29 protein-coding genes are annotated in these 24951 nt (G+C 64.3%); 16 read left to right on the forward strand and 13 right to left on the reverse strand.

Annotation, left to right across the window (positions count from 1 at the left end; genetic code table 11):
• Positions 1-220 precede the first annotated feature (220 nt).
• The 3 genes from moaA to HYH07_RS07150 form a co-directional block, all read right to left on the reverse strand.
• Positions 221-1255, reverse strand: coding sequence for a GTP 3',8-cyclase MoaA (moaA, locus tag HYH07_RS07140; protein WP_220001834.1), 1035 nt, complete (start codon positions 1253-1255; stop codon positions 221-223).
• Positions 1256-1377: 122 nt separating this feature from the next.
• A complete protein-coding gene (locus tag HYH07_RS07145) occupies positions 1378-1848 on the reverse strand; it encodes a hypothetical protein (protein WP_220001835.1) in 471 nt (156 codons plus the stop codon).
• 159 nt (positions 1849-2007) lie between these two features.
• Positions 2008-2697 (reverse strand): HAD-IA family hydrolase, encoded by a 690-nt coding sequence (locus tag HYH07_RS07150; protein ID WP_220001836.1) that lies wholly within the window; start codon positions 2695-2697, stop codon positions 2008-2010.
• 163 nt (positions 2698-2860) lie between these two features.
• On the opposite strand from HYH07_RS07150, the gene rpiA reads away from it, so the two are divergent.
• Genes rpiA through gor form a run of 3 tightly spaced genes read left to right on the forward strand, consistent with a single transcriptional unit; the run spans position 2861 to position 5531 of the window.
• Complete coding sequence (rpiA, locus tag HYH07_RS07155) at positions 2861-3559, forward strand: ribose-5-phosphate isomerase RpiA (protein ID WP_220001837.1); 699 nt, start codon at positions 2861-2863, stop codon at positions 3557-3559.
• Between the two features lie 21 nt (positions 3560-3580).
• The gene (locus HYH07_RS07160; protein WP_220001838.1) at positions 3581-4096 is read left to right on the forward strand and encodes a DUF2059 domain-containing protein; all 516 of its coding nucleotides are present in this window, start codon (positions 3581-3583) and stop codon (positions 4094-4096) included.
• A gap of 46 nt (positions 4097-4142) precedes the next feature.
• Complete coding sequence (gor, locus tag HYH07_RS07165) at positions 4143-5531, forward strand: glutathione-disulfide reductase (protein WP_220001839.1); 1389 nt, start codon at positions 4143-4145, stop codon at positions 5529-5531.
• 76 nt (positions 5532-5607) lie between these two features.
• Here gor and HYH07_RS07170 read toward each other — a convergent pair whose 3' ends face one another.
• On the reverse strand, positions 5608-6747 hold the full coding sequence (locus HYH07_RS07170) for a glucuronate isomerase (protein WP_220001840.1): 1140 nt from the start codon (positions 6745-6747) through the stop codon (positions 5608-5610).
• A gap of 352 nt (positions 6748-7099) precedes the next feature.
• On the opposite strand from HYH07_RS07170, the gene HYH07_RS07175 reads away from it, so the two are divergent.
• The gene (locus HYH07_RS07175) at positions 7100-7405 is read left to right on the forward strand and encodes a hypothetical protein (protein WP_228749303.1); all 306 of its coding nucleotides are present in this window, start codon (positions 7100-7102) and stop codon (positions 7403-7405) included.
• A 13-nt stretch (positions 7406-7418) separates the two neighbouring features.
• Here HYH07_RS07175 and HYH07_RS07180 read toward each other — a convergent pair whose 3' ends face one another.
• A complete protein-coding gene (locus tag HYH07_RS07180; RefSeq protein WP_220001841.1) occupies positions 7419-7604 on the reverse strand; it encodes a hypothetical protein in 186 nt (61 codons plus the stop codon).
• 63 nt (positions 7605-7667) lie between these two features.
• Positions 7668-8897 carry a carboxylate-amine ligase gene (locus HYH07_RS07185; RefSeq protein ID WP_220001842.1) on the reverse strand — a complete coding sequence of 410 codons (1230 nt, stop codon included), beginning with the start codon at positions 8895-8897 and terminating at the stop codon, positions 7668-7670.
• 231 nt (positions 8898-9128) lie between these two features.
• On the opposite strand from HYH07_RS07185, the gene HYH07_RS07190 reads away from it, so the two are divergent.
• Positions 9129-9728: a hypothetical protein gene (locus HYH07_RS07190; RefSeq protein WP_228749311.1), complete on the forward strand. Its 600-nt coding sequence runs from the start codon at positions 9129-9131 to the stop codon at positions 9726-9728.
• Entirely contained in the window at positions 9725-10207 is a 483-nt protein-coding gene (locus HYH07_RS07195) for a hypothetical protein (protein WP_220001843.1), read from the forward strand. The genes HYH07_RS07190 and HYH07_RS07195 overlap by 4 nt, the downstream gene beginning before the upstream one ends.
• A gap of 1 nt (position 10208) precedes the next feature.
• Here HYH07_RS07195 and HYH07_RS07200 read toward each other — a convergent pair whose 3' ends face one another.
• The 3 genes from HYH07_RS07200 to HYH07_RS07210 all read right to left on the reverse strand — a co-directional run bounded on the left by HYH07_RS07200 (position 10209) and on the right by HYH07_RS07210 (position 13305).
• The gene (locus tag HYH07_RS07200; protein WP_220001844.1) at positions 10209-10838 is read right to left on the reverse strand and encodes an FMN-binding negative transcriptional regulator; all 630 of its coding nucleotides are present in this window, start codon (positions 10836-10838) and stop codon (positions 10209-10211) included.
• Positions 10839-10946: 108 nt separating this feature from the next.
• Positions 10947-11537 (reverse strand): redoxin domain-containing protein, encoded by a 591-nt coding sequence (locus HYH07_RS07205; protein ID WP_220001845.1) that lies wholly within the window; start codon positions 11535-11537, stop codon positions 10947-10949.
• A 16-nt stretch (positions 11538-11553) separates the two neighbouring features.
• Positions 11554-13305, reverse strand: coding sequence for an MOSC and FAD-binding oxidoreductase domain-containing protein (locus HYH07_RS07210; RefSeq protein ID WP_220001846.1), 1752 nt, complete (start codon positions 13303-13305; stop codon positions 11554-11556).
• A gap of 174 nt (positions 13306-13479) precedes the next feature.
• On the opposite strand from HYH07_RS07210, the gene HYH07_RS07215 reads away from it, so the two are divergent.
• The 5 genes from HYH07_RS07215 (at position 13480) to HYH07_RS07235 (ending at position 16260) form a co-directional block, all read left to right on the forward strand.
• Positions 13480-13860, forward strand: a complete 381-nt coding sequence (locus HYH07_RS07215; RefSeq protein WP_220001847.1) for a nuclear transport factor 2 family protein — start codon at positions 13480-13482, stop codon at positions 13858-13860.
• A gap of 330 nt (positions 13861-14190) precedes the next feature.
• Positions 14191-14646 (forward strand): TerB family tellurite resistance protein, encoded by a 456-nt coding sequence (locus HYH07_RS07220; protein ID WP_220001848.1) that lies wholly within the window; start codon positions 14191-14193, stop codon positions 14644-14646.
• A gap of 3 nt (positions 14647-14649) precedes the next feature.
• On the forward strand, positions 14650-15012 hold the full coding sequence (locus HYH07_RS07225) for a hypothetical protein (RefSeq protein ID WP_220001849.1): 363 nt from the start codon (positions 14650-14652) through the stop codon (positions 15010-15012).
• Complete coding sequence (locus tag HYH07_RS07230) at positions 15009-15644, forward strand: TerC family protein (protein WP_220001850.1); 636 nt, start codon at positions 15009-15011, stop codon at positions 15642-15644. The genes HYH07_RS07225 and HYH07_RS07230 overlap by 4 nt, the downstream gene beginning before the upstream one ends.
• Positions 15645-15687: 43 nt before the next feature.
• Positions 15688-16260, forward strand: a complete 573-nt coding sequence (locus HYH07_RS07235; protein WP_057758435.1) for a TIGR00645 family protein — start codon at positions 15688-15690, stop codon at positions 16258-16260.
• 7 nt (positions 16261-16267) lie between these two features.
• On the opposite strand, the gene HYH07_RS07240 is transcribed toward HYH07_RS07235, so the two are convergent.
• Positions 16268-17206 carry a LysR family transcriptional regulator gene (locus HYH07_RS07240; RefSeq protein ID WP_220001852.1) on the reverse strand — a complete coding sequence of 313 codons (939 nt, stop codon included), beginning with the start codon at positions 17204-17206 and terminating at the stop codon, positions 16268-16270.
• A gap of 159 nt (positions 17207-17365) precedes the next feature.
• Here HYH07_RS07240 and HYH07_RS07245 point away from each other — a divergent pair, with 159 nt between their 5' ends.
• Positions 17366-17938, forward strand: coding sequence for a hypothetical protein (locus HYH07_RS07245; RefSeq protein ID WP_220001854.1), 573 nt, complete (start codon positions 17366-17368; stop codon positions 17936-17938).
• 236 nt (positions 17939-18174) lie between these two features.
• A complete protein-coding gene (locus HYH07_RS07250; RefSeq protein WP_220001855.1) occupies positions 18175-18438 on the forward strand; it encodes a hypothetical protein in 264 nt (87 codons plus the stop codon).
• Here HYH07_RS07250 and HYH07_RS07255 read toward each other — a convergent pair.
• The gene (locus HYH07_RS07255; RefSeq protein WP_220001856.1) at positions 18435-19334 is read right to left on the reverse strand and encodes an alpha/beta fold hydrolase; all 900 of its coding nucleotides are present in this window, start codon (positions 19332-19334) and stop codon (positions 18435-18437) included. The two genes, HYH07_RS07250 and HYH07_RS07255, sit on opposite strands and share 4 nt — an antisense overlap.
• A gap of 181 nt (positions 19335-19515) precedes the next feature.
• Between HYH07_RS07255 and HYH07_RS07260 the strand changes: the two genes are divergently transcribed.
• From HYH07_RS07260 to HYH07_RS07270, 3 genes are read left to right on the forward strand one after another with little or no spacing between them, the layout of a single operon-like run.
• Positions 19516-20904: a class II 3-deoxy-7-phosphoheptulonate synthase gene (locus HYH07_RS07260; RefSeq protein ID WP_220001857.1), complete on the forward strand. Its 1389-nt coding sequence runs from the start codon at positions 19516-19518 to the stop codon at positions 20902-20904.
• 4 nt (positions 20905-20908) lie between these two features.
• A complete protein-coding gene (locus HYH07_RS07265; protein WP_220001858.1) occupies positions 20909-21262 on the forward strand; it encodes a diacylglycerol kinase in 354 nt (117 codons plus the stop codon).
• Positions 21263-21277: 15 nt separating this feature from the next.
• A complete protein-coding gene (locus tag HYH07_RS07270; RefSeq protein ID WP_220001859.1) occupies positions 21278-23035 on the forward strand; it encodes an NAD+ synthase in 1758 nt (585 codons plus the stop codon).
• A gap of 135 nt (positions 23036-23170) precedes the next feature.
• Here HYH07_RS07270 and HYH07_RS07275 read toward each other — a convergent pair whose 3' ends face one another.
• Positions 23171-24346 (reverse strand): DUF2865 domain-containing protein, encoded by a 1176-nt coding sequence (locus tag HYH07_RS07275; protein ID WP_220001860.1) that lies wholly within the window; start codon positions 24344-24346, stop codon positions 23171-23173.
• Between the two features lie 131 nt (positions 24347-24477).
• Complete coding sequence (locus tag HYH07_RS07280; RefSeq protein ID WP_220001861.1) at positions 24478-24798, reverse strand: hypothetical protein; 321 nt, start codon at positions 24796-24798, stop codon at positions 24478-24480.
• Positions 24799-24951: the final 153 nt, after the last annotated feature.

The raw sequence follows: 24951 nt of genomic DNA on the forward strand, positions 1-24951 counted from the left end.
GCAGACCGAAAGCGATTGCGGCGTCAGTCCTCCCCTCATGCCTTGCTGTCTTGACCGCGACCGCCAAAGGGGCGGGCCGGCTTATGGCTGCCGGGCAAGCAAAGGCGGTCGCACCAAATCAGCGGGCTTGTGCGCCGTCAATCGGAAAATGGGCAAATTGACGGCGGGTCAAAAGCTTAAGATCGCAAAAGCTTAAGGCAGCCGCGCGGGCGGCGAATTCTCAGCCGCCGGTGACGCTCATATGCCTGGAGACGCTGGGGCGGTCGTGGCGACGGTCGATGATGAAATCATGGCCCTTGGGCTTCAGCCCGATGGCGCGGTCGATCGCATCCGCGAGCAGCATGTCGTCGCTGGAGGCGCGCAAGGGCTTGCGCAAGTCCGAGGCATCCTCGTGGCCGAGGCAGGTGTGCAGCGTTCCCGTGCAGGTGATGCGCACCCGGTTGCAGGATTCACAGAAATTGTGGGTCATCGGCGTGATGAAGCCGAGCTTGCCACAGGTCTCGGCGACGCTGACATAGCGCGCCGGCCCGCCGGTGCTCTCGGCCAGATCCGTCAGCGTGAATTGCTGGGCAAGCCGCGCGCGCACCAGCGAGAGCGGCAGATATTGGTCGATGCGGCCCGCGCCGATCTCGCCCATCGGCATCACCTCGATCAGGGTCAGGCCCATACCCTTGCCATGGGCCCAGCGCATCAGGTCGGGGAGCTCTTCCTCGTTGAGGTTCTTCAGCGCCACTGCGTTGATCTTCACGGCAAGGCCCGCAGCGCGCGCGGCCTCGATGCCTTCCAGCACCTTGTCGATCTCGCCCCAGCGCGTGATCTCGCGAAATTTCCGGGGATCGAGCGTATCGAGCGAGACGTTGATGCGGCGGACGCCGCAATCGGCAAGCTCCTGCGCATATTTTGCCAGTTGCGTGCCGTTGGTGGTCAGCGTGAGCTCGCCCAGCGCGCCGCTCTCAAGGTGCCGCGACAGCGAGCGCACCAGCGACATCACGTTGCGCCGGACCAGCGGTTCGCCGCCGGTGAGCCGCAGCTTTTTCACGCCCTTGGCGATGAAGGCGGAACAGAGCCGGTCGAGTTCCTCCAGGGTCAACAGGTCGGCCTTGGGCAGAAAGGTCATGTCTTCCGACATGCAATAGAAGCAGCGCAAATCGCAGCGATCGGTGACGGAGACGCGCAAGTAGGAAATCGTGCGACCGAACGGATCGGTCATCGGGCTCGACAGCGCGGCGAGGGGACTCGCAGTGGATCCGTTCATACCAAATGCCTTGCAAAATGCCTTGTCACTGACGGCGACGAGCGCACCGCTGCTTCAAGCGATGCTCAGCGGCCAATCTAAGCATGGTATGCCACAAGGACAATCGTGCAGCGCACGGAAGATCAGCGCTTGCCCGCGTTCGGATCGGGGAACGCCGTGTCGGCTGCGGGCGCTGCAGCATCGGCGGGCGCGGCAGCGACCGGTTTCGGCTTCTTCGGCCGGTGCGGCTTCTTCTTGACGGGCTTGAGCGGCACTGCAGGCTGAAGTTCCGCGAAGACCGGACTTGGGTCGGTGGTCACAGTAGCAGAGGTCGTGAGATCGCCGGGAGTCTTGATCACGTTCACCGGCACGGTGGTCGGCTGATACTTGGGCAGCGCGTAGGTGACCGTGAACGGCGCCTCAGGGGCAGGAATCGAGACGGAGCAGGGGGTCTTGCAGCCTCCACCCAGCGAGGTCGTCGCATCGGCCCCCGGGGGATTGGATTCGAGCCGGACCTGAAGGGTCGGCGGCGCCGATTTGAACATGTCCCAAGACATCGAGGAGCAGCCACCGAGGCTCACTCCCGCTAACGCAATCGCGATGACACGACGCATGACCCATCCACTTCTACTGCGACGAACTGCCACATAACCCCGCGCGGACCTTAGGGGCGTCGTTCCGGGCAAGCAACCGGCTGACAATGCATAGTTAACAGATGGTTAACGCGGGGTTCCGCGGGGATAATCGAGTTATCCCAGGGCCTTGCCGGACAGCTAGGCGGTCATCAGGCTGTGGGCGGCGGCCGGCAGGTCGCGCATGTGATGGATCAGCCGGTCCGGCTTCAGCTCGGCGATGGGCACGTCCGTATAACCGAAGCTGACCCCGATGACGGGCACGCCGGCGCGCCGGGCCACGCCGACGTCGGTTCCGGCATCCCCCACCATGATACTGGCTTTGACCTCGCCGCCCGCCCGCGCCACGGTCTGGCGAAAAATGGTCGGATCCGGCTTCTGGACGCCGAACGTATCGGCACCGCAGATCGCCGCGAAGCGGCGGCTCAGATCGAGCTGGTCCAAAAGCCGCTTCGACAGCCATTCCAGCTTGTTGGTGCAGACCGCAAGCCGATGGCCCTGCGCGGCGATCAGGTCGAGCGCGTCAAGCAGCCCCTCGAAGGGGCGGGATTCGATCGCAATATGGTCGGCGTAATAGGCGATGAAATCGGCCGTCATGCGGTCCATGTCGCCAGGCGTGACCGTCCGCCCCTCCGCCTCCAGGCCCCGCTCGATCAGCTTGCGGGCGCCGGCGCCGATCATATTCCGGGCCGAGGCCATCGGCACCGGCGGCAGGCCTTCGCGGTCGAGCACGTAGTTCAGGGCGGTGATCAGGTCTGGCGCCGTATCCACAAGCGTGCCGTCGAGATCGAAGACGAGGGTATAGGGGCCGATCTTGTCTTTGGAGGTCATGCAAAAAGCGCTATCGGTCCGCCCGGGCCGACGCAAGGGGCAGGGCCATAAGATCAGCCTATAGGCCTGTTCCGGGCCCTGTTCTCGGGGGAAAAACGAGGCTACATAGGCCGCCGCAAGCGGCTACCGGCGGCATACCTGATTTCGAGAGGCGGGCGCAGACGTGAACATGGACCAGTTGAAGCGGCAGGCCGCGGCGCGCGCGCTGGAGGAGGTGCGTGATGGGATGCAGCTCGGGCTCGGGACCGGCTCGACGGCCAAGCATTTCGTCGAGCTGCTGGGAGAGCGCGTTGCCGCCGGACTCAATGTGATCGGTGTGCCGACCTCGGAAGCGACCCGCGCGGATGCGGAGCGCTGTGGCGTGCCGTTGACCACGCTCGACGAGATCGACCACCTCGACATCACCGTCGACGGCGCCGACGAGATTGATCCGCAGCTTAATCTGATCAAGGGCGGCGGCGGGGCATTGCTGCGCGAGAAGATCGTGGCGGCCGCTTCGGATCGCATGATCGTCATTGCCGATGACACCAAATGGGTGCCGACGCTCGGTCGCTTTCCGCTGCCGGTCGAGGTGATCCCGTTTGGCCTCGGGGCGACCCGCCGCGCCATCGAGAAGGCATTTGCGCAATGCGGCGTTTCCGGGCAAATGGCGGTCCGCAAGGCCAAAGATGGCCACGTTTTCGTCACCGATGGCGGCCACTGGATCATCGATGCCCAGCTCGGGCGTATTGCCGATCCGGCGAGCCTCGCCAAGGCGCTGAGCGCGATCCCCGGCGTGGTCGAGCATGGGTTGTTCATCGGCTTGGCCAGCTCGGCTGTTTTGGCGGGTGGCGACGGAATCCGCGTGATTGAACGGCGATAAGCCGCCAAAAGGAGACTAGGAATGAAGAGCGTTTTGAAGATCGTGCCCGCCGCGTGCCTCGCCTTCGCGCTGGCGCTGGGGGCCGTACCCGCGGCCGCGCAACAGCAGGGGGCCCCATTGACTCCGGCGGCCATTGCCGCGGCAAAGGAGATTTTGACGCTGAAGAATGCCAGCGCGATGTACGCCGGCGCGGTGCCCGGCATGGTCGAGAAGGTCAAGGCCACGCTGATCGGGCAGAACCTCAACTACCAGAAGGACCTCAACGAGCTCGCCCCTGTTATCGCCAAGCAGCTGGCCGGCCGCGAGCAGGAGATCGGCGACGGCATGGTGGGGGTCTATGCCGGCATGTTTACCGAGCAGGAGCTCAAGGATCTCGTCACCTTCTACAAGTCGCCGCTCGGCCAGAAGCTGCTCACCGCCGAACCCAAGGCCATCAACCTCAGCATGCAGGTCATGAACGAGTGGGCGCAGCACTTCTCGGAGGTCGTCGCCAGCGCCTTCCGGGCCGAAATGAAGAAGCGTGGCAAGGATATCTGACCGTACCTATCTGATCGGAAATCCTTGAAAGGGGTCGGAGTGGACAATGGCTGAATTCGACGTCGACCTCTTTGTCATCGGTGGCGGTTCGGGCGGCGTGCGTGCCGCCCGCATCGCGGCCGGGTACGGCGCTCGCGTGATGATCGCGGAAGAGTACCGCATGGGCGGCACCTGCGTGATCCGCGGCTGCGTGCCGAAGAAGCTGTTCGTGATCGGCTCGCACTTTCGTCACGAGCTCGAGGATGCCGCCGGTTTCGGCTGGACCGTTCCGCCCGCGAGTTTCGACTGGCCGACCTTGATCGCCAACAAGGACAAGGAGATCGCGCGGCTGGAGGCGGCCTACACGACCAATGTCGAGAAGTCGGGCGCGCAAGTGGTCAAAAGCCGTGCTGTCATCGAGGACAAGCACACCGTCCGCCTGCTCGTGGACGACAAGAAGATCACTGCGAAATACATTCTGATCGCCACCGGCGGTGCGCCCAATCATGGCGTCGCGATCCCCGGCATCGAGCATGTGATCTCGTCCAACGAGGCGTTTCATCTGAAGAAGCTGCCGAAGCGGATCGTGATCCAGGGCGGCGGCTACATCGCGCTGGAATTCGCAGGCATCTTTGCCGGCTTCGGCTCCGACGTCACCGTGATCTATCGCGGCGACAACATTCTGCGGGGCTTCGACGAGGACGTGCGTGCCCATGTCCGCAGCGAAATGGAAAAGCAGGGCATCACCATTCTCACCGGCTGCACGGTGACGAAGGTCGATCGTCACGGCGAGGAATTCACCACGCATCTGTCGAACGGCTCGAGCATCGCTTCCGACCAGGTCATGTTCGCGATCGGCCGCCATCCCAACGTCGCCAATCTTGGCCTCGAGAATGCCGGTGTCGCCATCAATCCGAAGAATGGCGGCATCGCGGTCGATCATTTCTCCAAGAGCTCGGTCGACAGCATCTATGCGATCGGTGACGTCACCCATCGCTTCAACCTGACGCCGGTCGCGATCCGCGAGGGCCATGCCTTCGCCGACACCGTGTTCGGCAAGCGCGAGGTGCAGGTCGATCATTCCAACATCCCGACGGCGGTGTTCTCGCAGCCGGAGGTTGGCACGGTCGGCCTGACCGAAACCGAGGCGCGCGCGCAGTTCAGCCACGTCGACATCTACAAGACGACGTTCCGCCCGATCAAGGCGACGATGTCGGGCCGCGACACCCGGGTGCTGATGAAGCTCGTGGTCGACGGTTCGACCGATCGCGTGCTCGGCTGTCACATCGTCGGCGATGGCGCCGCCGAGGTGACGCAAGCCGTCGCGATCGCGGTGAAGATGAAGGCGACGAAAGCCGATTTCGACGCGACCATCGCACTGCATCCGACCGCGGCAGAGGAGCTCGTGACGATGCGTAACCCGACCGCGCGCCACGTGCGCCAGGCGGCGGAGTAGGGGCGGTTGGTTCGCCTCTCCTTGCGGGAGAGGTGGAGAACCCGATCGCCCACCGACTTACCAAACGCGAAATCGCCTAGCCGTACAGATATCCGACCGGCTTGCCTTCGGTGCGCAGCGGACGAATGTCCTTGTGCGTGATGATCTGGCCGGCGAGACCGTCGATCTCGTCGCGCTGCGTCGGTGTCCAGCTGCGAAGATCGTTGATGCCCTTAAGCAGGCCGAGCCGCAGCACCTGGGTGTTTTCGCCAAGGCCGACGAGGCTGATCGAGTCCTTGCCCGCCGTCACAACATCGCCAGCAGAGAGTTCAAAGTTCTCGCCGGACTTCCTCTTGAACTCGGCCGTGCCGCGAATGACGCGATAGATCGCGACCTCGCCCTTGGCAAAGCACGTCGCGTCCGCGGCGGCCGACGTGCTCTTCGGCAACAGCGCGTGCCCACGCGGGTCGGTTGCGATGACGTGGCCGGTCACGAGATGGCCGCTCGGAATCTCGATGCCGATGTCACGCACGTAAACCTGCAGGGCCGATTTGACCGAACCGTCGGTGAGCGGCTTGTAGAGCGCATCCAGCGCGAGGGGATCCTGCAGCCAGAAGCCGGCGTCAGTGGGACGGTCATGCAGCGGGTGGCTCCAGGCCACGCGCGGCGTTTCGTCTTCGTTGATCTGGTCCGGTCCGACGATGGTCGGGTTCGGGAAGGTCGTTGGATCGGTGATGAAGGCCTCGAGGAATTTGCCGGAATAGCCCATCGAGATTGGATCCGGCACCACGGTCTGCGGCGTTTTCAAGTTCTCTTCGGTCGAAAGGCCTGACCAGGTATAGAACAGCTGGCGATGCACGATGGCGCTTTGCAGCATCACCGCGCCGGGGCCGACATTGTACCAGCGCCCATCATAGTCGAAGGTGAACGCGCCCGAGGTGACCAGCACGAGCTGAAAGCCGCCGGGGGGCAGATGCAGATGGAAGTCGGTGGGCCCGGTGTCGGGGCGATAGATCGGCAAATTGGTCGCGACCTCGTGGAGCAGGAAGGTCTCGTTGTTGGCGTGAAAGCCTTCGTTGGCTCTGTTGTAGAGAGCTTGCGGCCGATAGGTCGCCTCGAACTTGGCATTCTTGTCGCGATCGATCGCAACGAAGTCTTGCGTGTTGAGGCGGAGCGGCGCGCCGTTCGGATGGGTGAGGCCTGATGTCTTGAGATCGCCCGCAGCATGCACGTTCATGACGTTCTCCGCTCTGCGCCATTGCCAAGCTCGCAAAGTCATTGCGAATTTTGGGCCAGTTGATTTGCGAAGCAGCAAGCACGCCTGGTGCCAGCGTGCGGCGAGCCGTTCAGGAAGAAATCCGGTGGCTGGACGGGAGGTTAGATCGGCAGCTGAGGCCGAACGCAGGACGCTCCTCACGAGCCTTGCGATTTCCGGATAGCGGATGGCTTGTCTAATTTGTCGGCAAGCATCTCAGTGCACGTGCAGTGGCGCCGTCGGCGGATCGCGCGTGACACCGCAACTGGTCGCGGCGGTGATTGACATCTTGTTCATGTTTTGTTCTTATGCTGTGACCGAGAGGGAGGCAGCCATGGACAACCGCATCAACGACATCCGCAAGACCATCAGAGCGCTTCGCGTCAGCATGCGCGAGGCTGAGGCGATCATGCACGAGCAGATCAACCGCGATGAGGACTGCAGCTTCGTGGCGCAGGAAATCATCAAGATGCGCTCGGTCATGAGCCTGCTGGTGAAGGAGCGGAGCGCGCTCGGCGATTTCGAGCCGATCGTCGTGAGCAGCTTCTTCATTCCGCGGCGGAGGTCGGCGCGAAAGCCGGCTGCTGCGCAGGCGCCGACGGTCGAGTCGGTGTTCCCACGCCTGGTGGCGCGGGCGTGAGGCGAAGGGCGTCTCAATCAAGGGCGTGAGGCGTAGCCCGATCCGGCTTGCCGGCCGGGCTGTCCGCCCACTTCGCCATCTCCATGGTCCGCGTATCGACGCTCTCGCACCACAAGCAGCTCGGCGCTGTCAGTCCCTTGTCGGACAGGATCGGGACCAGGCTGTGACCGCAACCGGCGCACCAGGTGATGTCAGTCATGCATTCCTCGATGGGTGTACAAATTTGGAGATGAGGTTGTCGTCGCTCAAGCTTGCGCGAGCGCTATGACGGCGCTCGGGCGCTGCGCTCGATCGGCGCGCTTGTTCCTGATATCGTCGATGTCGCGATCCATCGTGACACGGCGGCGATGTCGTCGCCGCCTTCGCGATAGGCGCGAAGCTGGAATTCAGCGGAGCTGCCGCGGTCCACAATGGTGCGGCAGTGCTCGATCTCGGCGGCACAGCCCAATGCGTCAGAGTCCTCAGTGGTGTCGTCGATGATTCGCGACAGCATCTCCGAGATCGTCACCGGACCGTCCCTCGATGCAAAGATGCAATCCGTGCCGTAGCGCTGGGCGCGCCATTTGTTCTCGACCGCAACGGCGCGTTCGACCGCCGTGACCTGCCGCGACAGATGCGGCCGCAGATAGAGATGCCGCGCCAGGCAGCGATACAGCGAGGCGATGGCGACGGCGTCGTCGACGAAGGTGCAGGTGTCGGGCGCGCGAAGCTCCAGCGTCGGATGCTTCATCGATGGTCGCATCGCCCACCAGATGTGGCTCTCGTCGGGGATCACGCCGGAGCGCTGCAAGGCGCCGACATAGTCGTCGTAGTCGTGCTTGCTCTCGAACAGCTCGGGCAGGCCGGTGCGCGGCAGCTCGGAATAGGCCGCGAGTCGGTAGCCCTTCAGTCCCGTCTTGTGCGAATTCCAGAACGGTGAGGACGTCGCGAGCGCGATGAACAGCGGCAGATGCGGCAGCATGGCCCGCATCACCGCCATCCGCCTTTCGGGATCCGGCAGTTGCACATGCACGTGCATGCCGCACATCATGTTGCGGTGACCGATGCTGCGCAAATCCTCGATCATCTCCGCATAGCGCGGCTTCGGGCTCGGCTGCGACATGCGCCAGATTGCCGTGGGGTGCGTGCCGCAGGCCATGATGGCAAAGCCATATTGCGCGGCAACGTTGGCGACCTCGCGGCGCAGGAATCTCAGCTCTTCCCGTGCGTCATTGACGTCGACGTGAACATTGGTGGCGACCTCGAGCTGGGATTGCAGCATCTCGCGCATGGCCTGGCCGCCGGTCGACCAGTTCGCCGATTCGAACAGCTCGTTCGGCGTCCGGATCGCGACCTCGAGGGTGCGGCGATCGGCGAGGAAATACTCCTCCTCAATGCCGAAGGAATATTCGGCCGGCTTGCCGCCGCCGCCGGCGGAGCGAACGACAAGATGCTGCTTGTCGTCGGACGGGTCGAGGCGCAGCAATTTCAGGACGTCCGAAGCAATTGTCATCCGTGCACCCGGCGATGGTACTACCTACGGGCGATAATCCGTCGGACAGGGGGCCGGTTCCGCCTCGGCCCCAGCGGAAATTGCGAGGCAGAACGGAACAATTTCGCGGCTTGGGTTGATTTCCCGCCCTGCCTTTAGACGTTCATTTACCCTGCGCCTGGGGAACTCGCGCGTTAATACATCTCTTAACGGTGACACGGTTAGGTTGCGCCCGAAATTTGAGTGCGCATCATGAGCCGGTTTGTTCTTTTCACCTGCATGGCGTTCGTCACCGCGTTCGTCGGTGTCTCCTGGGCCATCCGCGGCTTTCCTGTTTCGCACGCTCCGCCGCTGATCGGCGAGCTGAAGCCCACGCTCACTTCCTCGTTCGGCGACGAGGATTCAAAGGCCAAGCAGAGGAAGGATTGGGAAGCGGAGCACACCCTGCAAAGCGACAAGGATCCGAAGCTCGATGCACTGCGGATGGATGCGTTGCAGGCAGGCACTGCCTACGCGATGTCGCCGTGCGATAAGACTATGAAGGCGAACCTGATCGCAGCCACCGCGGCTTACGCGCGCGGATGGGCGAAGATCTACGATTGCCCGACCCCGGCGATGGGCATGTTCTGCAGCGAGCAGAAGCGCGATCAGGCAAACGCTGCGTATTCGACGCCATTGGACGTTCGCGTCAAGGCGCAACTGGCTGAGGCATTCGAGCAGAAGGGTGTCGTCCAGGAAGATTTCCCTGAGGATATCCGCGAAACCGTCCTCGCATTCACCGGGCCTGGCCTGTGGTTCGAGCCGTCTCCGATATGCCTGCCGCGGCAGCGCGCGTCGGCGAGCTCCAAATGAGTCGCGTCTGGTTCATCGTCTGGGCCCTTGTCATCTGGCAGGTCGCCGCCTGGGCATTCGCTCCGCAAAAGCCAGCCCCGCCCGCAGCCCCGACCGGCGGCCCGGGCTACGGCTCTAATGAGGCCATCTCTGTGGACGGTCGCGCAGGGTTGCGCCGCGAGACTACTCTGGCGTTTGAGCGCCCTTACGGATCGCGCTGCGCAGGAGAGGGGCGGAAGCAATTTGTCGCCAGTGTCGACTACTATTACTATCGTCGTCAGAACGACATGGAACACTATCGCAAGACGTTCGGGCAAGCCGGGGCAGACTACATCGCCAAGCAGTGGTCGAGCGGAGACGACAAGCGTCTCGAACGCTTGACGCAGGAAGCCTACGCACAAGGCTATCTTGCGCTATCGGATTTCGGTGACGTCGGGCGCAAACTGGCGGAGGTCGTTGTGAGGGGCGAGCGCGTCGTCGCGCGTTCCTGCGCAAGCTAGCTCAGGTTGGAAGCGGAATCAGGCCTGCGACCTCTCGATCACCGGCGTTGTCGCTTGCCGCAAGACCTTGCGCGACGCCGATGCGATCGGCCTCCGGCCGGTTCTGGCTCATCTTGCGCTTGCCTTCGAACCTGGTCACGGGGATGCGCACGCCGACGATCCCGCGCAGCTGCGCGGCGATGAAATCGGCAGGTGCGTCACTGACCGCCCAAGGTTTTGCGCGCGCGCCTTCGTGCTTGCTGGTCAGCCGCGTCACGATCTCGAGCAGGCGCTCGGGCTCCTGGAAGAATTCCACCGGGCCGTAGGCATGTACGGCGATGTAATTCCAGGTCGGCACGACCTTCCCGGTCTTCTGCTTGGTCGCGTACCAGGACGGCGTCACATAGGCGTCGGGCCCTGAGAAGATCGCGAGCGCATCGCCGATCGGCGGCAGCTTCCATTGCGGATTGGCTTTTGCGACATGCCCGTACAGCACGCCGCGCTCACCTTCGGCCTCGTCGAGGACGAGCGGCAACGGGGTCGCGACCGGACCATCGGTGGTCGCCGTGACGAGGCTTGCGAGGCGGGCGGCGCGAATGGTTGCGCGGATGCTCTCGATGTCGTCGTCCCTGAAAGCCGGGGGGATATACATGGCGGGTCTCCGTTCCTGATACGGAGATAGCCGGAATCCGGCCTGTCATAAACCGCCGCTTCTCAATGATTTCATCGGGCCGGATCGGCAATCGCCTGCGTTTTCGCCTTATTTGCCGAGCGTTTCGGCGTAAGTCTTGCCGTAGGGATAAAAGTGCTCCTTGCGGCCCTGGTCCCACTGCGCCCTGAACCCGGGCGCGGTGATGTCCCAATCCGGACGGCAGCTCATGCTGACGGCTCTGAGATCGTGGCGAAGCTCTTCGACGGTCGGGCGACCGAAGAACCAGTAGCCGTTATAAATCTTGTGAATACGCAAGCCGGGCGCCAGCACGATGACGTGGGGAATCATCGGATTGTGGACGGGATCGGTGTATTCGGCGATGTCGAGATCCTTCTGCACGATCCGTCTTGGATCGGACAGGAAAGGCCAGTGGGCTCCGGCGCCGGTTCGGTATTCGTTGGTCTGGATGATGGTATCGGTGGTGATGGTGACGAGCTGGCAATAGCCGACCTCCATCTCGCGATGGAGCTGCAGCAGACCTTCGGTCTGGCGACGGTCCTTCGGACAGAAGCCGCCGCGGCCTAGCACGACGATCATGGGATCGATGCCCTGCAGTTCCGAGAGCTTGCGGTGCTTGCCGGTGTGGTCGCTGAGCTCGTAATCAGGGAAGGTCGCTCCTGGCATCATGTCGGGTCGCATGAGGCTCTCCTGTGTCTTAGAGATCGATCACGATGTCGCCGTGTGGCCGGGCGCAGCAGATCAGCACGTTTCCGTCCGCCGGCGGGTCAAGCGGATCGGGCTGATAGCTGACGTCACCGGCAATGAGGCCGCTCTCGCAGTTGTGGCACACTCCCGTCCGGCATGACCAGCGCACGGGGATGTCGCAGGCCTCGGCCAGCTCGAGCAGGCTGGCATAGGACGGCGCCCAGCGGACTTCCAGGCCGCTACGGGCAAAGGACACCATGGGCCCGGGACCCGCCGCTCCCTCCGGCACATGCGGGGGCGTCTCCTTCGTCGACGTCGCGATGCCCGGCGTCAGCGACGGCCCGGCGCCAAACAACTCGGTGTGGATACGATCGGGCGCCACGCCCGACGCGCGGAGCCCCGAGGTGAGGTCGCTCATGAAGGGGCCCGGTCCGCACAGATAGAAGTCGGCGTCTCCTGGCAAATCGAGTTGCCGGAGCAGGGCAGCATCCAGATGTCCTACGCTGTCGAAATCGATTTCCAGCCGATCGCCGGGATCCGGCCTGCTGTAGCAGACATGGCTATGATGGTGGGGAAGTCTGGTCAGGAGTTCGCGCACCTCGACCGCGAAGGCATGCTCGCGGCCGTTGCGGGCGCCATGCAGCCACCAGACATCCCGTTGCGATGCTTCTGCTGCGAGCGCGTGAAGCATGGCGAGCACCGGCGTCACGCCAATGCCGGCGCTCAGCAGGACGACGGGCTGCGTGTCTTGTCGTAGCGTAAAGCTGCCGCGGGGCGCACCGAGTTGCACGACGTCGCCGGGCCGGAGCTGGTCGGCGACGTATGTGCTGGCGATGCCGTGCGGCTCCCTTTTGATGCTGAGGCGGTAGGACGCCGCATCAGCCTGGCTCGACAGCGAATAGCTGCGGGTCATTGCCGCCGTGTCGGTAGGCCCGAACCTGATGATGACGAACTGACCGGGCAGGGCGGCGGCCCCGGCGTGTCCATCCGCAGGTTCGAGGACCAACGACGTCACGTCGTTGGTTTCGATGATCTTGCGCTCGACGCGGAACGGCCGGAATCCGCGCCATGCCGGAGGCGGGCCCGCCGCCCGGCCGAGCCCGGCATTGCCGGCTGGCGCATTCTGGCCAAGCAAGGCCTCGAAGGAATGACGCCAGCCACCGCTCAGCGCCGGAATCCTCAGCGCGCGTTCGAGACCGTCACGTGGGTGAGGGGGCAGGTAAAGCAGCGCATTGATCTCGGACACGCTCATGCTTTCAGGCCCGCGCGCGACCTGAATGATCTCGTCGCCGGCCCCGACCTCACCTTCCTCGATCACGCGAAAATAGAAACCGGGCCGGCCGTGCTTGACCAGCAGTGCGGCCATGTCGGGCTCCTGCATGCGAATGCCGAGCCGGTAGCACGTGACGCGCGGCTGGGTCACTTCAAACAGGGCAGAGCCGATCCTGTAACGATCTCCGATGCAGACGTCGGTATCGGCGAGGCCTTCGACCGTGAAGTTCTCGCCGAATTGACCAGGGACGAGGTTCGAGCGTCCCAGATGTCTTTGCCAGTAACGATAGGATGCGTCCTGATAGACGTACACGGCGCGCTGTTCGCCGCCATGACCCGCGGTATCTCCCTGGCCATCGCCATCGATGTTGAGCCGCCGCACCCTGCGCCGGCCTTCGATGGGAGCCTTCCAGATGCCGGTATGGACCGTCCTGCCTTGCCAGGCGACGTCGCGCGGCAGGCCGACATTGACGGAGAGCAAGCGTGCCATTTCTGTCTCCGGCGCCGCGCGTCGAGCCGGCGGATTCCGGATCGAGGCAGTCTCAATCTGCACCCAGATCGTGGCTTTGGCGCGTTAAGCGTTGTTAGACTTTGCTAGAGGGTCTTGCCGCCGCCCGCCTGCACGCTGATTTAAAAGCGGGAAACGACAAGGCGGGAGATCGCGATGGATGACCTGGCCACACGCGCTGCGCTGCAGCGTCATTGGGACGCTGCGGACGCAAACGATTTCGAGGCCGAGCATGACATCTATCGCGACGATGCCGTGCTCGACTATCCGCAGTCCGGCGAACGCATCCGCGGACGCCGGAACATTCAGCAGAGCCGCTTCGTGCAGCCGAACAGGAAGCGCTTTACGGTGCGGCGGATCATCGGCGGCGGCGATCTCTGGGTGAGCGAGTTCGTCCTGACCTATGACGGGGTGCCGTCCTACGTCGTCAGCATCATGGAACTGCGTGACGGATTGGTGGCGCACGAAACGCAATATTTCGGCGACCGGTTCGATCCGTCACCATCGCGCGCGCATCTCGTGGAGCGGGTGGGGTAGATACGCGAACACTCCGCTGTCATTCCCCGCGCAGGCTACGCGGGCGATGACGGTGAGGAATATGGCAACAACGGAACCTCGCTGCGGCGGCTGGTCGCACTGATGTCGCCTTGATTCCCTCCACCTCATCTTTATCTCCCAAGCGAACAAGAATCCGGGCCCCTCTGGCGAGGACGCTGACCCTCTCAGCAAAACCTCGCGATGTCGGATGACCTGTCCCGCGCGAATGCGATGGATCGGCCGATTGTCGGGCCTTCTTGAGCTCTCTCCGACCTCATCGTCCCCCATCGCAAGCTTCGCGCGGCCATTTCGCAAGCACTGGGAGCGACGATGTCTGACGCCAACGACACCAATTCCATCGAAGCCGAGATCACCGAGCCGTCGCGCTTCAACGAGCAGGCTGCGGTGGCGCTGGTGATATCAGGCGCGCTCGTGGCCGTCGCCGACCGCCGCGTGTCACCGGTCGAGCGCGACGAGGTGATCCGCTTCATCAGGCAGCGCGGTCTGGCGCCGCACATCGGTGATGATCGCTTGTCGTCCATGTTCGACGAGCTCGCCGCACGGCTCGAGGAGCCCGACTTCGCCAATGTCGTCATCGACACACTGCGTCCGGTCTCGGATCTGCCGCTGTCGTCCCATCTCATCGAGCTGTCGGAGCGCGTCGCGGCGGCGGACGATGACGTGCATCCGCACGAGGTGCAGGCGATCAAGTTGTTGCGCCTGCTGACGCTGGTGCTGCCGCGCGCCAGGCCGGTCGAAGCGGCCAGCACCGCCGCGAAGGGGTGATCGATGAGCGCAGCTTCGGACGAACAGAGTACGAAATCCGAGGGCGCCAGGGCCAGACCTGCGGGTGGCGACCCGCGGCTCGACGCGCTCGTCCGTCGGTTGCCGCCGCGCCTTGCCGGCACCGTCGACTATCTTCTGCAACCGTCCAGCCGCTGGATCCGGATTCCCTCCGGCGCGCTGCTCGTCGTCGGTGGCGTGCTGTCCTTCCTCCCGGTGCTTGGCATCTGGATGCTGCCGCTCGGACTCGCGCTGCTCGCCGAGGACGTGCCGGCGCTGCGCGCGTCGCGCTCAAAGGCCTTCGACTGGATCGAGCGCCGCAAGCCACACTGGCTGGACCCGTCGGATCCGAAGAATGATGAGACATGATTGACTTCATCACGGCCGACGCGCTGACGGCGCTGCTCCAGGTCGTTCTGATCGACCTCGTGCTCGCCGGCGACAATGCTGTCGTCATCGGCCTTGCCGCCGCCGGCCTGCCGTCCGAGCAGCGTCGCCGCGCCATCATCGTCGGCATCGTCGCCGCGACCGCGCTGCGTATCGTCTTCGCCGGCGTTGCCACGCAGCTTTTGCAGGTGATCGGCCTGTTGCTGGCCGGCGGCGTGCTGCTGCTCTGGGTGTGCTGGAAGATGTGGCGCGAGCTGCGCGAGCAGGCGGCGCATTCCAGTCAGCTCGCGTTCAGCCATGGCAGTCCTGGCAACACGCAGGTGCGGCGCAAGACGTTCGGGCAGGCGGCGATGCAGATCGTTGCCGCCGACGTCTCGATGTCGCTCGACAACGTGCTCGCGGTCGCGGGCGCCGCGCGCGAGCATCCCTACATCCTGGCGTTCGGCCTGTTGCTGTCGGTCGCGCTGATGGGCGTTGCCGCCGATCTGCTCGGCCGCGTGCTGCAGACGCAGCGCTGGATCGCCTATGTCGGCCTCGCCATCATCGTCTACGTCGCCTTCGAGATGATCTATCGCGGCTCGCTCGAGCTCGCGCCCGTCATCGCAAGCCTCTAAATCACACCTTCGTTTTTCCTGCTTCGCTTTCCTGGAGTCATCGATGTCGTCCGAACCCAAAGCAGCTTTGGCGAACCCGCCGGTCGGCCTGTTTCCGCGGCTGATCTTCGGCTCGCGCTGGCTGCAATTGCCGCTCTATGTCGGCCTCATCGTCGCGCAGGCGGTCTATGTGCTGCTGTTCCTGAAGGAGCTCTGGCACCTTGTCGCGCACTCGTTCGACGCCAGCGAGCAGCAAATCATGCTGGTCGTGCTCGGGCTGATCGACGTCGTCATGATCTCGAACCTGCTCGTGATGGTGATCGTCGGCGGCTACGAGACCTTCGTCTCGCGCCTGAATCTGCGCGGCCATCCCGACGAGCCGGAATGGCTGAGTCACGTCAATGCCAGCGTGCTCAAGATCAAGCTCGCGATGGCGATCGTCGGCATCTCCTCGATCTCGCTGCTCAGGACCTTCATCGAGGCCGGCAATCTCGGAACCACGCGCAGCAATTTCACCGAGACCGGCGTGATGTGGCAGGTGCTGATCCATCTGACCTTCATCATCTCGGCGATCGGCATCGCCTGGGTCGACCGCCTCAGCGATGTCGGGCATCGCAAGGAGAACGGTCACGCCTGAGCGCGCATCAAGTGACGTGCGGGTAGGCCGCGCTCTCGCGCCGCTCGCGCTCGCCCAGCTCGCGCACCAGCTCCTGGAGAAATGACTCCGTAAAGGCGGGCAGGGTGCGCTCGGCGCGGACATAGATGCCGAGATCGGACCAGACCGGGCTGCCGGCATTGTCGAGCGGTAGAAACACAAGCTGCGCGTCGCGCGACAGCCTGCCGATGCCGAGCTGGGTCTGGAAGGCGACACCGACGCCACGCGCGGCGAGCTCGCGCATCAGGTCGATCGAGTTGGCCTGGATCGCCGGCTCCGGCGTCTCGGACAGCTGCGCGATCAATGGCTGGAGCAGATGATAGATCGACAGCTCCGGCAGCGCCTGAATGACGGGGAAGGCGAGACATTGCTCCAGCGTCACGGTCTTGCGGCGCGCCAGCGGATGGTCGCGGGCGACGAGGGCACCGAGGCGAAACCGCTTCAACGCGACCTGGCGCAGGTCGGGCGGATGCCTGAGCGCGATGGCGATGCCGATATCGGCTTCGCCCCGCCGCAGGGCTTCGAGCACGTCGGATGATCCCATCACCTCGGTGGTGAAGCTGACGCGCCGGGCCCGGCTGCGATGCGAGGCAATCAGATCCGGCAGCACCGACTCGGTGAGGGACTCGATGCAGGCGATGCTGATGGTGCCGTGCCAGGCGCCGGACAGCGATGCGACGTCGGAACGGAAGCGATCGAGGTCCTGCAGCACGTTCATGACGTGGCGGGCCAGCATCTCGCCCACTGTCGTGAGTGTCAGGCCGCGCGCGGTCCGCTCGAACAAGGGTGATCCAACCTCTTGTTCGAGCTTGAGAATCTGGCGACTGACGGCTGACGAAGCGACGTTCAAGAGGCGCGCCGCGGCCCGGATCGAGCCGGTGCGACGGACGGCGTGGAAATAATGGATGGAAGGTGAATGAAAGCGCATGGGACCCTTGGGTCCACTATAGCTGTTGCCGAAACGGCAGCAACCTGTACGAATCTCTCTGCCTTTTGAGAACGCCTGTTTCACCCTAGTGTCATCCGCCGACGGGCCCTTCGGGCCCGCGCGGCGACGCGCCCGCAACGATGCGGTGGGGGATTTGGGGTGAACGAGGCGATCACTTGCGAGCTGGAGCACGGGCGGGATGCCGGTCTGGTCGACCGCCGCCGCGCGGCTGCTTATGTCGGCGTCACCGCCGGCCGCTTCGAGCAGCTGGTGCGCGACAACGTGGTGCCTCCGCCTGTCGTGATCGACAACAAGCGGCGCTGGCCGATCGCGTTGCTCGACGACGTCAGGGAAGCGGTCTGCAGCAGCTTGCCATCGGCGCCGGCAGTAACGGCGGATGTCGAGGCGCGTCCGTGCGACCGCGACGCCGTGCCTGCTGCGCGCGAGCTGCCCGATGCGGCCTGGTTCGAGCAGCGCGCGAGCTTCGTGCAGCGGGTGCGACGCTCGCTGCTTTCGGGCAACGAGATCCGCCTGCTGCGCGAGTTCAAGCTGCTGAGGCAGAACCAGATCAGCATGTACGGCTATTATGGCAGCTTCGAAGCGCTGATGGTGCGCGGCTACATCGTCGAGATCGACCGCAAGCCGCCGTCCAGCCGCCCATTGGTGACGTATCGCCTCACTGTGCCGGGCCAGCACGTGATCGCGGCGTTGAAGGACGAGCCGGTTTTCTGACCCAGAGTTGCAAGCCGCGGCCTTGTTGCCTATGGTGGACAAGTTGCACCGCCAGCCAGCCCGGCGCCGGTCCTGTCGCCTCGGACGCAAATCGCGAGGCACTCTCTTTTCCAGATCGATAAAATTGTCTGCAATCCGCTCAGGAGAGGCAAACCGTGCGGACAAGAAGCACGGGGTCTTAAACCAGAGTTTTGGAACCGGCCTGCATTCTGCCGCAAAAGGGCAGGGCATTCATCATGGCAGTTCTCAAGGAGGTCGTCGTCGCAGTCGTGGGAGTCTACGCGCTCTTGTACGCATGCGACGCATTGTTCGGGATCGGCGAAGCGCGCTTCGACGATTCCTATTACAGCGCCAGCTTCTACGCGCCGCGGCCGCAGGAATTCCGCTTCGCCAGCGACACGCCGCCGGCGACCCGCGTCAGCGACGCCTTTGCGCAGTTCACGCGGGCGGAAGCCAAGCCGAACAAGCGCTATTCGTCGCTGACGACGATCATTCGCTAAGTTTCCTCCTGGATCCATTCCGCCACGCCGCGCCACAGCGTGTCGCGATGCTGGGGGCGGAAGAAGCCGAAATGGCCGATCGCCTTTGCACCGACCTCGGACGGCTTCACCGTCAGCACTTCCGGCTTGATCGCGGTGAAGCCTGACGTGAGCAGCTCGACCGCGGGCCGCGTCGCCCAGGGATCGTCGGAGAAGCAGAGCGCGCGCAACTCGCCCTTGAACCTGGCAAAGTTCTCCAGCGCCGGCAGTTTCGAATCGAACAGATAGCGCGGGCTCGAAACCCACTGCGCCCATTGCAGGAACACACCCTTCGGCAAATCCTCGCCGATGCCGACCCAGCCCGGCGCGTAGCCGAAGGCGTGGACCAGCGGTACGCCGATGAAATTCATGAAGGCGAAGACGCGGTATTTTTCCGGCGACGTCATCAGCCGCCAGGTCGCGGCCTGCGAGGCCACGAACGCCGCGCGCGAAATCTCGCTGTTGTTCTCGATCAGCCCGAGCGCCTGACCTCCGAAGGAGTGGCCGACGTAAGCGAGCGGAAGGCCCTGATAGCGTTCGCGCATCCAGCGCACCGCGGCGGTGACGTCCTGCGCGGCCCAGTCCGACATCGAGGCCTTGAAGCCAACCAGCGATTTCGGCTTGGTGTAGCCGACCATCGCCGGCAGGCGGGAGTCGCCGATGCCGCGATAGTCGTAAGTGAGCACCGCGCAGCCGCGATGGGCAAGGTAGGAGGCAAAGCCCTTGTAGATCTTGCGCGGGACGGCGGTCGCCGAATTGATCAGGACGGCATGGCCCTTGGCGCAGCGCGGCAGAAACAGCGTGCCTGTCAGCGCATATCCGTCGGTCGCCGGGAAGCTGATCTCGTCGATGAAAACGTCGTCCAGTGGCGCGTCCATGGGGGAAGCTGCCTTGCCGGTTTCTGCTGCCGCCCCCTAGCAAATGCGAATTCGGCTTTGGTCGCAAGGGTTTGCATTGCAAAATGGATTTACAACTGGCGGTGTCGTGCCAGCCTGTGTATAAGGCGGCCCTCGCAACCCACAGATCAGGTTGCACTTTTTGCTTCACGGAGAGATTGCGATGTCCGAGCGGTGGACGCCCGAGTCCTGGCGCAGCAAGCCGGTGCTACAGGTGCCCGACTATCCCGACGCCAAGGCCCTGGCCGACGTCGAGGCGCAGCTTGCGACGTTTCCGCCGCTGGTGTTCGCCGGCGAGGCGCGCAATCTGAAGAAGGCGCTGGGGCGGGTTGCCGCCGGCGAGGCCTTCCTGCTGCAGGGCGGCGACTGCGCCGAGAGCTTTGCCGAGCACGGCGCCAACAACATCCGCGACTTCTTCCGCGTACTGCTGCAGATGGCGGTGGTGCTCACCTATGCCGGCGCGGTGCCGGTGGTGAAGGTCGGCCGCATCGCCGGCCAATTTGCCAAGCCGCGGTCGTCGCCGACCGAAAAGGTGGGTGGTGTCGAGCTGCCGAGCTATCGCGGCGACATCGTCAACGATATCGCCTTCACCAAGGAAGCGCGCGTGCCGGATCCGCAGCGCCAGCTGATGGCCTATCGCCAGTCGGCCGCAACGCTGAACCTGCTGCGCGCATTCGCGACCGGCGGCTACGCCAATCTCGGCAGCGTGCATGAATGGATGCTCGGCTTCCTCAAGGATTCACCGCAGTCCCGCCGTTACAAGGAGCTGGCCGACCGCATCTCGGAGGCGCTCGACTTCATGCGCGCCTGCGGCCTCGATCTCGAAAGCCATCCGGAGCTGCGTGCCACCGATTTCTACACCAGCCATGAGGCGCTGCTGCTCGGCTACGAGCAGGCCATGACCCGGGTCGATTCCACCACCGGCGACTGGTACGCGACCTCGGGTCACATGATCTGGATCGGCGACCGCACCCGTCAGCTTGATCATGGTCATGTCGAATATTTCCGTGGCATCAGGAACCCGATCGGCCTGAAGTGCGGCCCTTCGCTCAAGCCCGACGAGCTCTTGAAGCTGATCGACGTGCTCAACCCCGACAACGAGCCCGGCCGGCTGACCCTGATCAACCGCTTCGGCTCCGACAAGGTCGCCGATCATCTGCCGGGCCTGATCCGCGCGGTGAAGCGCGAGGGCAGGGTGGTGGTCTGGTCGTGCGATCCGATGCACGGCAACACCATCACCTCCACGACGGGCTACAAGACGCGGCCGTTCGACCGTGTGCTGTCCGAGGTGAAGTCGTTCTTCACGATCCACGCCGCGGAAGGCACCTATGCCGGCGGCGTGCATCTGGAGATGACCGGCCAGGACGTCACCGAGTGCATCGGCGGCGCCCGCGCCATCACCGACGAGGATCTCAACGACCGCTATCACACGGTCTGCGATCCCCGTCTCAATGCGGAGCAATCCATCGACATGGCCTTCCTGGTCGCCGAACTGCTGAAGCAGGATCGCGCCGGCAAGGTTCGGCCGATGCCGGCCGCAGCGGGGCTCTAGGACCTTGCTGCGATTCTGGAAGGCCACGATCAATTCCCGCAACGGAATGGCCTTTGCGTTCCGTTCGGAACAGGCCATCCGCGAGGAGGTCTTTGCGCTGATCCTGTCGCTGCCGGTGGCGTGGATCGTCGCGGCCACCGCGATGCGGGCGGTCGAGCTGGTGTGTGCGGTTGCATTCGTGCTGGTCGTGGAGCTGCTCAACACCGCGATCGAGAAGCTCGGCGATCGCCTGACCATGGACCACGACAAGCAGATCGGCCGGGTCAAGGACATGGGCTCGGCCGCAGTGGGCGTCGCGCTGCTGATGGCCGGCACATTCTGGATCATCGCCATCATCGAGCGATTGGGGTTCCTCTAGCTGGACGAGACGACGATGACCGAACGTCTCAGCGCATTCGCGGTCACGCTCGCCCAGCTCAATCCGACCGTGGGCGACATCGAGGGCAATGCCGCGAAGGTTCGCATCGCACGTGCGCGCGCCATCTCCGATGGCGCCGACCTCGTGCTGTTTCCGGAATTGTTCATCGCCGGCTATCCGCCGGAGGATCTGGTGCAGAAGCCGGCCTTCCAGGCCGCCTGCCGCGCTGCCATCGAGGCGCTCGCGCGCGAAACCGTTGACGGCGGCCCGGCATTGCTGGTCGGCACGCCCTGGGTCGAGGACGGCAAGCTCTACAATGCCTGCGCGCTGCTCGATGGCGGGCGCATCGCGGGCCTTCGCTTCAAGTGCAATCTGCCGAATTACGGCGTGTTCGACGAGAAGCGGTTGTTTTCCCGCGGGCCCGCCTCAGGCCCTGTCACCGTGCGCGGCGTGCGGATCGGCGTGCCGATCTGCGAGGACATCTGGCTGGAAGAGTCCGAGGATTACGAGAACGTGGTCGAGACGCTGGCCGAGACCGGCGCCGAGATCATTCTGGTGCCGAACGGCTCGCCCTATGCCCGCGACAGGAACGATGTGCGCCTGTCGGTAGCTGTCGCGCGGGTCACCGAGAGCGGCCTGCCGCTGGTCTATCTCAATCAGGTCTGCGGCCAGGACGAGCTGGTGTTCGACGGAGCCTCGTTCGCGCTCAATGGCGATCTCTCGCTCGCCGCGCAATTGCCGGCGTTCGCAGAGAGCATCACGACGTTGCGCTTTACCAGGAGCGGCGGCGATTGGCGCTGCACCGGCCCGATCGCCGAGCAGCCGGAAGGCGACCGCGCCGATTACGCTGCCTGCGTGCTGGGCCTGCGCGACTATGTGACCAAGAACGGCTTTCCCGGCGTGCTGCTCGGCATCTCCGGCGGCATCGATTCCGCACTGTGTGCGGCGATCGCGGTCGATGCGCTCGGTGCCGATCAGGTGCACGGCGTGATGCTGCCATATCGCTACACGGCGGCACACTCGATTGCCGATGCCGGCGAGCTCGCCGGCCATCTCGGTATCCGTTACGAAGTGCTGCCGATTGCGGAAGCGGTGAACGGCTTCGAGACCATCCTGTCCGGCCTGTTCAAGAACCTGCCGCCTGACATTACCGAAGAGAATCTCCAGGCCCGCACCCGCGGCACGCTGCTGATGGCGATCTCCAACAAGACCGGGTTGATGGTGGTGACGACAGGCAACAAGTCCGAGATGTCGGTCGGCTATGCCACGCTCTATGGCGACATGAACGGCGGCTTCAATCCGATCAAGGACATTTACAAGACGCAGGTGTTCCGGTTGGCGGCGCTGCGAAACAGCTGGAAGCCCGACGACGCGCTGGGGCCCGCGGGCGAGGTGATCCCGCCCGACATCATCACGCGGCCGCCGACGGCCGAATTGCGCGAGAACCAGACCGATCAGGATTCGCTACCGCCTTACGACGTGCTCGATGCGATCCTCGAACGTCTGGTCGAACGCGAAGAGCCGCTCGAGGCGATCATCGAAGCCGGCTTCGACCGCGAGACGGTGACCCGTATCGACCATCTCCTCAACGTCGCCGAATACAAGCGCCGCCAGGCCGCGCCGGGCGTGAAGGTGACGCGGAAAAACTTCGGCCGCGACCGCCGCTATCCCATCACCAACCGCTTCCGCGATCGGGGCGAAAAGCTGCCCGCACCCGACGAGACGCTGGTCTCGCGCGGCGGTCAGGCGTCGATCGACGCGTTTGAAGGATAGCCATTGATTCCGCTGTCATCACCCGCGAAGGCGGATGATCCAGTACTCTGCGGCGGAAATTGCCGGAAACGATTTCCGCCGCGGCGTACTGGATGCCCCGCCTTCGCGGGGCATGACAGCTGAGTGGCTGAGTTACTACTTCTGCTGCGGCAAGAACTGCGGGCCGACCGAGCGGATCGGCTTGTTCTCCGACGTGGTCGTGGGGCTCGCATCCGCGGGCGGGGTTGCGGCCGGCGCGGCGGCGGTGGCCGGCGCTGCGCCCTTCTTTGCATTCGCCGGCGCGCCCTTGGTGAGCTGCCGTTGCTGCATCTTCTTGGCGCTCTCCTCGGTGACGATGATGTCGCCCTGCTGCTCCGCGGCGGCCTTGTCGTCGGCCGATTTCAGCGCGTCGGCCCAGCTCTGGCCGGCCGCCTTGCAGGAGCAGGACGGGTTGAACTCGCTGCGGAATTTGAAGGCGGTCGGCAGCGCCGTGTAGGGCTGGCCGCTGATCGAGACCGCGGAGCTCATGTCCTCACCGGGATTGCGGTGGGCGTAGAGGGTGGCTTCGGCCGCTGGACAAAGCGCCTTGCAGGTCTTCTCGTCGTCGGGGAAGCGCGCCGGCACGGTCGCATACGAGATCGGGAAATAGGCGCCGTCGCAGGTGCGCACGCAAACGGTGCGATAGGTGCCGGACTGTGGGCCGCCGAAATCGGCAGGCGCGCCCGGCGGATTGTTGGGATTGTTGCCGCCGCCAAACAGGTTGCTCAGGAAGTTGCCGCCCTGCGACTGCGCGGCATTGGCGTATTGCGGGCCGCAATTGTTCTGCGCCAGCGCCATCAGCACCGAGCGGCGCTGGCTGTCGCGTTCGGGGCTGCCGCCGGGACCGCCACCGCGCAGGCGCTCGAGATTGCCGGTGATCTGGTCCAGATTGGCGCGCATCTGCTGGATCTGGGTGTTGACCGGACCGCATTGTGCGGATTGGCCGTTGAACAGCGAGAAGAAGCCGGAGGAGTCGCAGCCCATGCGCTTGGCCTGCATGGTGACGCGGTCGAGCTCGGCCTGCTGCTTGGCCTGGGAATCCTGGTAGCGGCGGATCTGGTCCTCGCGTGCGGGATCGCCGCCCGTCCCGCGGTCGAGCGCGGCGAGCTGACCTTCAAGGCGCACGCACATCGGGTTCGGGCCGAGGCCGCCCTGGGCAGGTGGAGGCGGCGGCGCGCCCGGCGGGCCAGCCTGTGCCAAGGCATCAGTCGCGAGCACGACGCTGAGAAGCACCGTGCAGGCAATGAGGAAGCGGGGACGGGACAGAGACAAAAATTCAGGCATATCCGCCATTCTAGCGAGGTCACGGCCCTCAGTGATCTGGGGGGCCGACGCGCGCCCTCCAATAGCCGCTTCCGGCGGCATCGTCACGTCGATTCAGGGGCCGAAGACAGGTCCTAAGGTCCGCCAGCTCCGAGCGAAATTCAGCGCTGGCAGGTGATTGCGACATATTCGTCGCAATGGCCATGGGAGCAGTTTGCGCCGGATTTGGGGACAGACCCGGTAATTTCGTCGGGATCGACTCGGCGGTAACTAGATGCCTGTGCAAAGTCTCGTGACTGGCAGTAGCTGCGGGCCACCTGCGCGCCGCATTTTTCGCCCTTGGCCAGACACTGGTCGACGCCATAGCCGTCGGCCTGGTTGGAAATGATGAAGACGCGGGTCTCGGCGCAGGCGCTGGAGGCGCCAAGGATCGAGGCGCCAAGGATCGAGGCGCAGGAAATGAGCGCGAGCAAGGATCGCATGAAAACACCTTGGGGCAAAAAATAGGAACCGCCGGTTCCAGAATGGACTCAAATGGTTAAGGATGATGAACCATCCCGGCGGGGCGACGGGCTTTGCGGAAATAAAGCGGCATTTCCGTGGCTCTCTTGACGAAAGCCGGCCTCATGGCCCAT

It is taken from the genome of Bradyrhizobium sp. BR 10261, from assembly GCF_019455395.1.
Taxonomy (GTDB): Bacteria; Pseudomonadota; Alphaproteobacteria; order Rhizobiales; family Xanthobacteraceae; genus Bradyrhizobium; species Bradyrhizobium manausense.

Excerpts from the sequence above, each read along its gene's own strand:
- HYH07_RS07185 (WP_220001842.1), bottom strand. The coding sequence starts at position 8,897 with ATGACAATTGCTTCGGACGTCCTGAAATTGCTGCGCCTCGACCCGTCC.
- HYH07_RS07230 (WP_220001850.1), top strand. The coding sequence starts at position 15,009 with ATGATTGACTTCATCACGGCCGACGCGCTGACGGCGCTGCTCCAGGTC.
- HYH07_RS07180 (WP_220001841.1), bottom strand. The coding sequence starts at position 7,604 with ATGACTGACATCACCTGGTGCGCCGGTTGCGGTCACAGCCTGGTCCCG.
- HYH07_RS07250 (WP_220001855.1), top strand. The coding sequence starts at position 18,175 with ATGGCAGTTCTCAAGGAGGTCGTCGTCGCAGTCGTGGGAGTCTACGCG.
- HYH07_RS07160 (WP_220001838.1), top strand. The coding sequence starts at position 3,581 with ATGAAGAGCGTTTTGAAGATCGTGCCCGCCGCGTGCCTCGCCTTCGCG.
- HYH07_RS07205 (WP_220001845.1), bottom strand. The coding sequence starts at position 11,537 with ATGCGACCCGACATGATGCCAGGAGCGACCTTCCCTGATTACGAGCTC.
- HYH07_RS07260 (WP_220001857.1), top strand. The coding sequence starts at position 19,516 with ATGTCCGAGCGGTGGACGCCCGAGTCCTGGCGCAGCAAGCCGGTGCTA.
- HYH07_RS07150 (WP_220001836.1), bottom strand. The coding sequence starts at position 2,697 with ATGACCTCCAAAGACAAGATCGGCCCCTATACCCTCGTCTTCGATCTC.
- HYH07_RS07200 (WP_220001844.1), bottom strand. The coding sequence starts at position 10,838 with ATGTATATCCCCCCGGCTTTCAGGGACGACGACATCGAGAGCATCCGC.
- HYH07_RS07195 (WP_220001843.1), top strand. The coding sequence starts at position 9,725 with ATGAGTCGCGTCTGGTTCATCGTCTGGGCCCTTGTCATCTGGCAGGTC.
- HYH07_RS07145 (WP_220001835.1), bottom strand. The coding sequence starts at position 1,848 with ATGCGTCGTGTCATCGCGATTGCGTTAGCGGGAGTGAGCCTCGGTGGC.
- HYH07_RS07220 (WP_220001848.1), top strand. The coding sequence starts at position 14,191 with ATGTCTGACGCCAACGACACCAATTCCATCGAAGCCGAGATCACCGAG.
- HYH07_RS07170 (WP_220001840.1), bottom strand. The coding sequence starts at position 6,747 with ATGAACGTGCATGCTGCGGGCGATCTCAAGACATCAGGCCTCACCCAT.
- gor (WP_220001839.1), top strand. The coding sequence starts at position 4,143 with ATGGCTGAATTCGACGTCGACCTCTTTGTCATCGGTGGCGGTTCGGGC.
- HYH07_RS07240 (WP_220001852.1), bottom strand. The coding sequence starts at position 17,206 with ATGCGCTTTCATTCACCTTCCATCCATTATTTCCACGCCGTCCGTCGC.
- HYH07_RS07210 (WP_220001846.1), bottom strand. The coding sequence starts at position 13,305 with ATGGCACGCTTGCTCTCCGTCAATGTCGGCCTGCCGCGCGACGTCGCC.
- HYH07_RS07235 (WP_057758435.1), top strand. The coding sequence starts at position 15,688 with ATGTCGTCCGAACCCAAAGCAGCTTTGGCGAACCCGCCGGTCGGCCTG.
- HYH07_RS07275 (WP_220001860.1), bottom strand. The coding sequence starts at position 24,346 with ATGGCGGATATGCCTGAATTTTTGTCTCTGTCCCGTCCCCGCTTCCTC.
- HYH07_RS07225 (WP_220001849.1), top strand. The coding sequence starts at position 14,650 with ATGAGCGCAGCTTCGGACGAACAGAGTACGAAATCCGAGGGCGCCAGG.
- HYH07_RS07270 (WP_220001859.1), top strand. The coding sequence starts at position 21,278 with ATGACCGAACGTCTCAGCGCATTCGCGGTCACGCTCGCCCAGCTCAAT.
- HYH07_RS07215 (WP_220001847.1), top strand. The coding sequence starts at position 13,480 with ATGGATGACCTGGCCACACGCGCTGCGCTGCAGCGTCATTGGGACGCT.
- HYH07_RS07190 (WP_228749311.1), top strand. The coding sequence starts at position 9,129 with ATGAGCCGGTTTGTTCTTTTCACCTGCATGGCGTTCGTCACCGCGTTC.
- HYH07_RS07255 (WP_220001856.1), bottom strand. The coding sequence starts at position 19,334 with ATGGACGCGCCACTGGACGACGTTTTCATCGACGAGATCAGCTTCCCG.
- moaA (WP_220001834.1), bottom strand. The coding sequence starts at position 1,255 with ATGAACGGATCCACTGCGAGTCCCCTCGCCGCGCTGTCGAGCCCGATG.
- HYH07_RS07280 (WP_220001861.1), bottom strand. The coding sequence starts at position 24,798 with ATGCGATCCTTGCTCGCGCTCATTTCCTGCGCCTCGATCCTTGGCGCC.
- HYH07_RS07175 (WP_228749303.1), top strand. The coding sequence starts at position 7,100 with ATGGACAACCGCATCAACGACATCCGCAAGACCATCAGAGCGCTTCGC.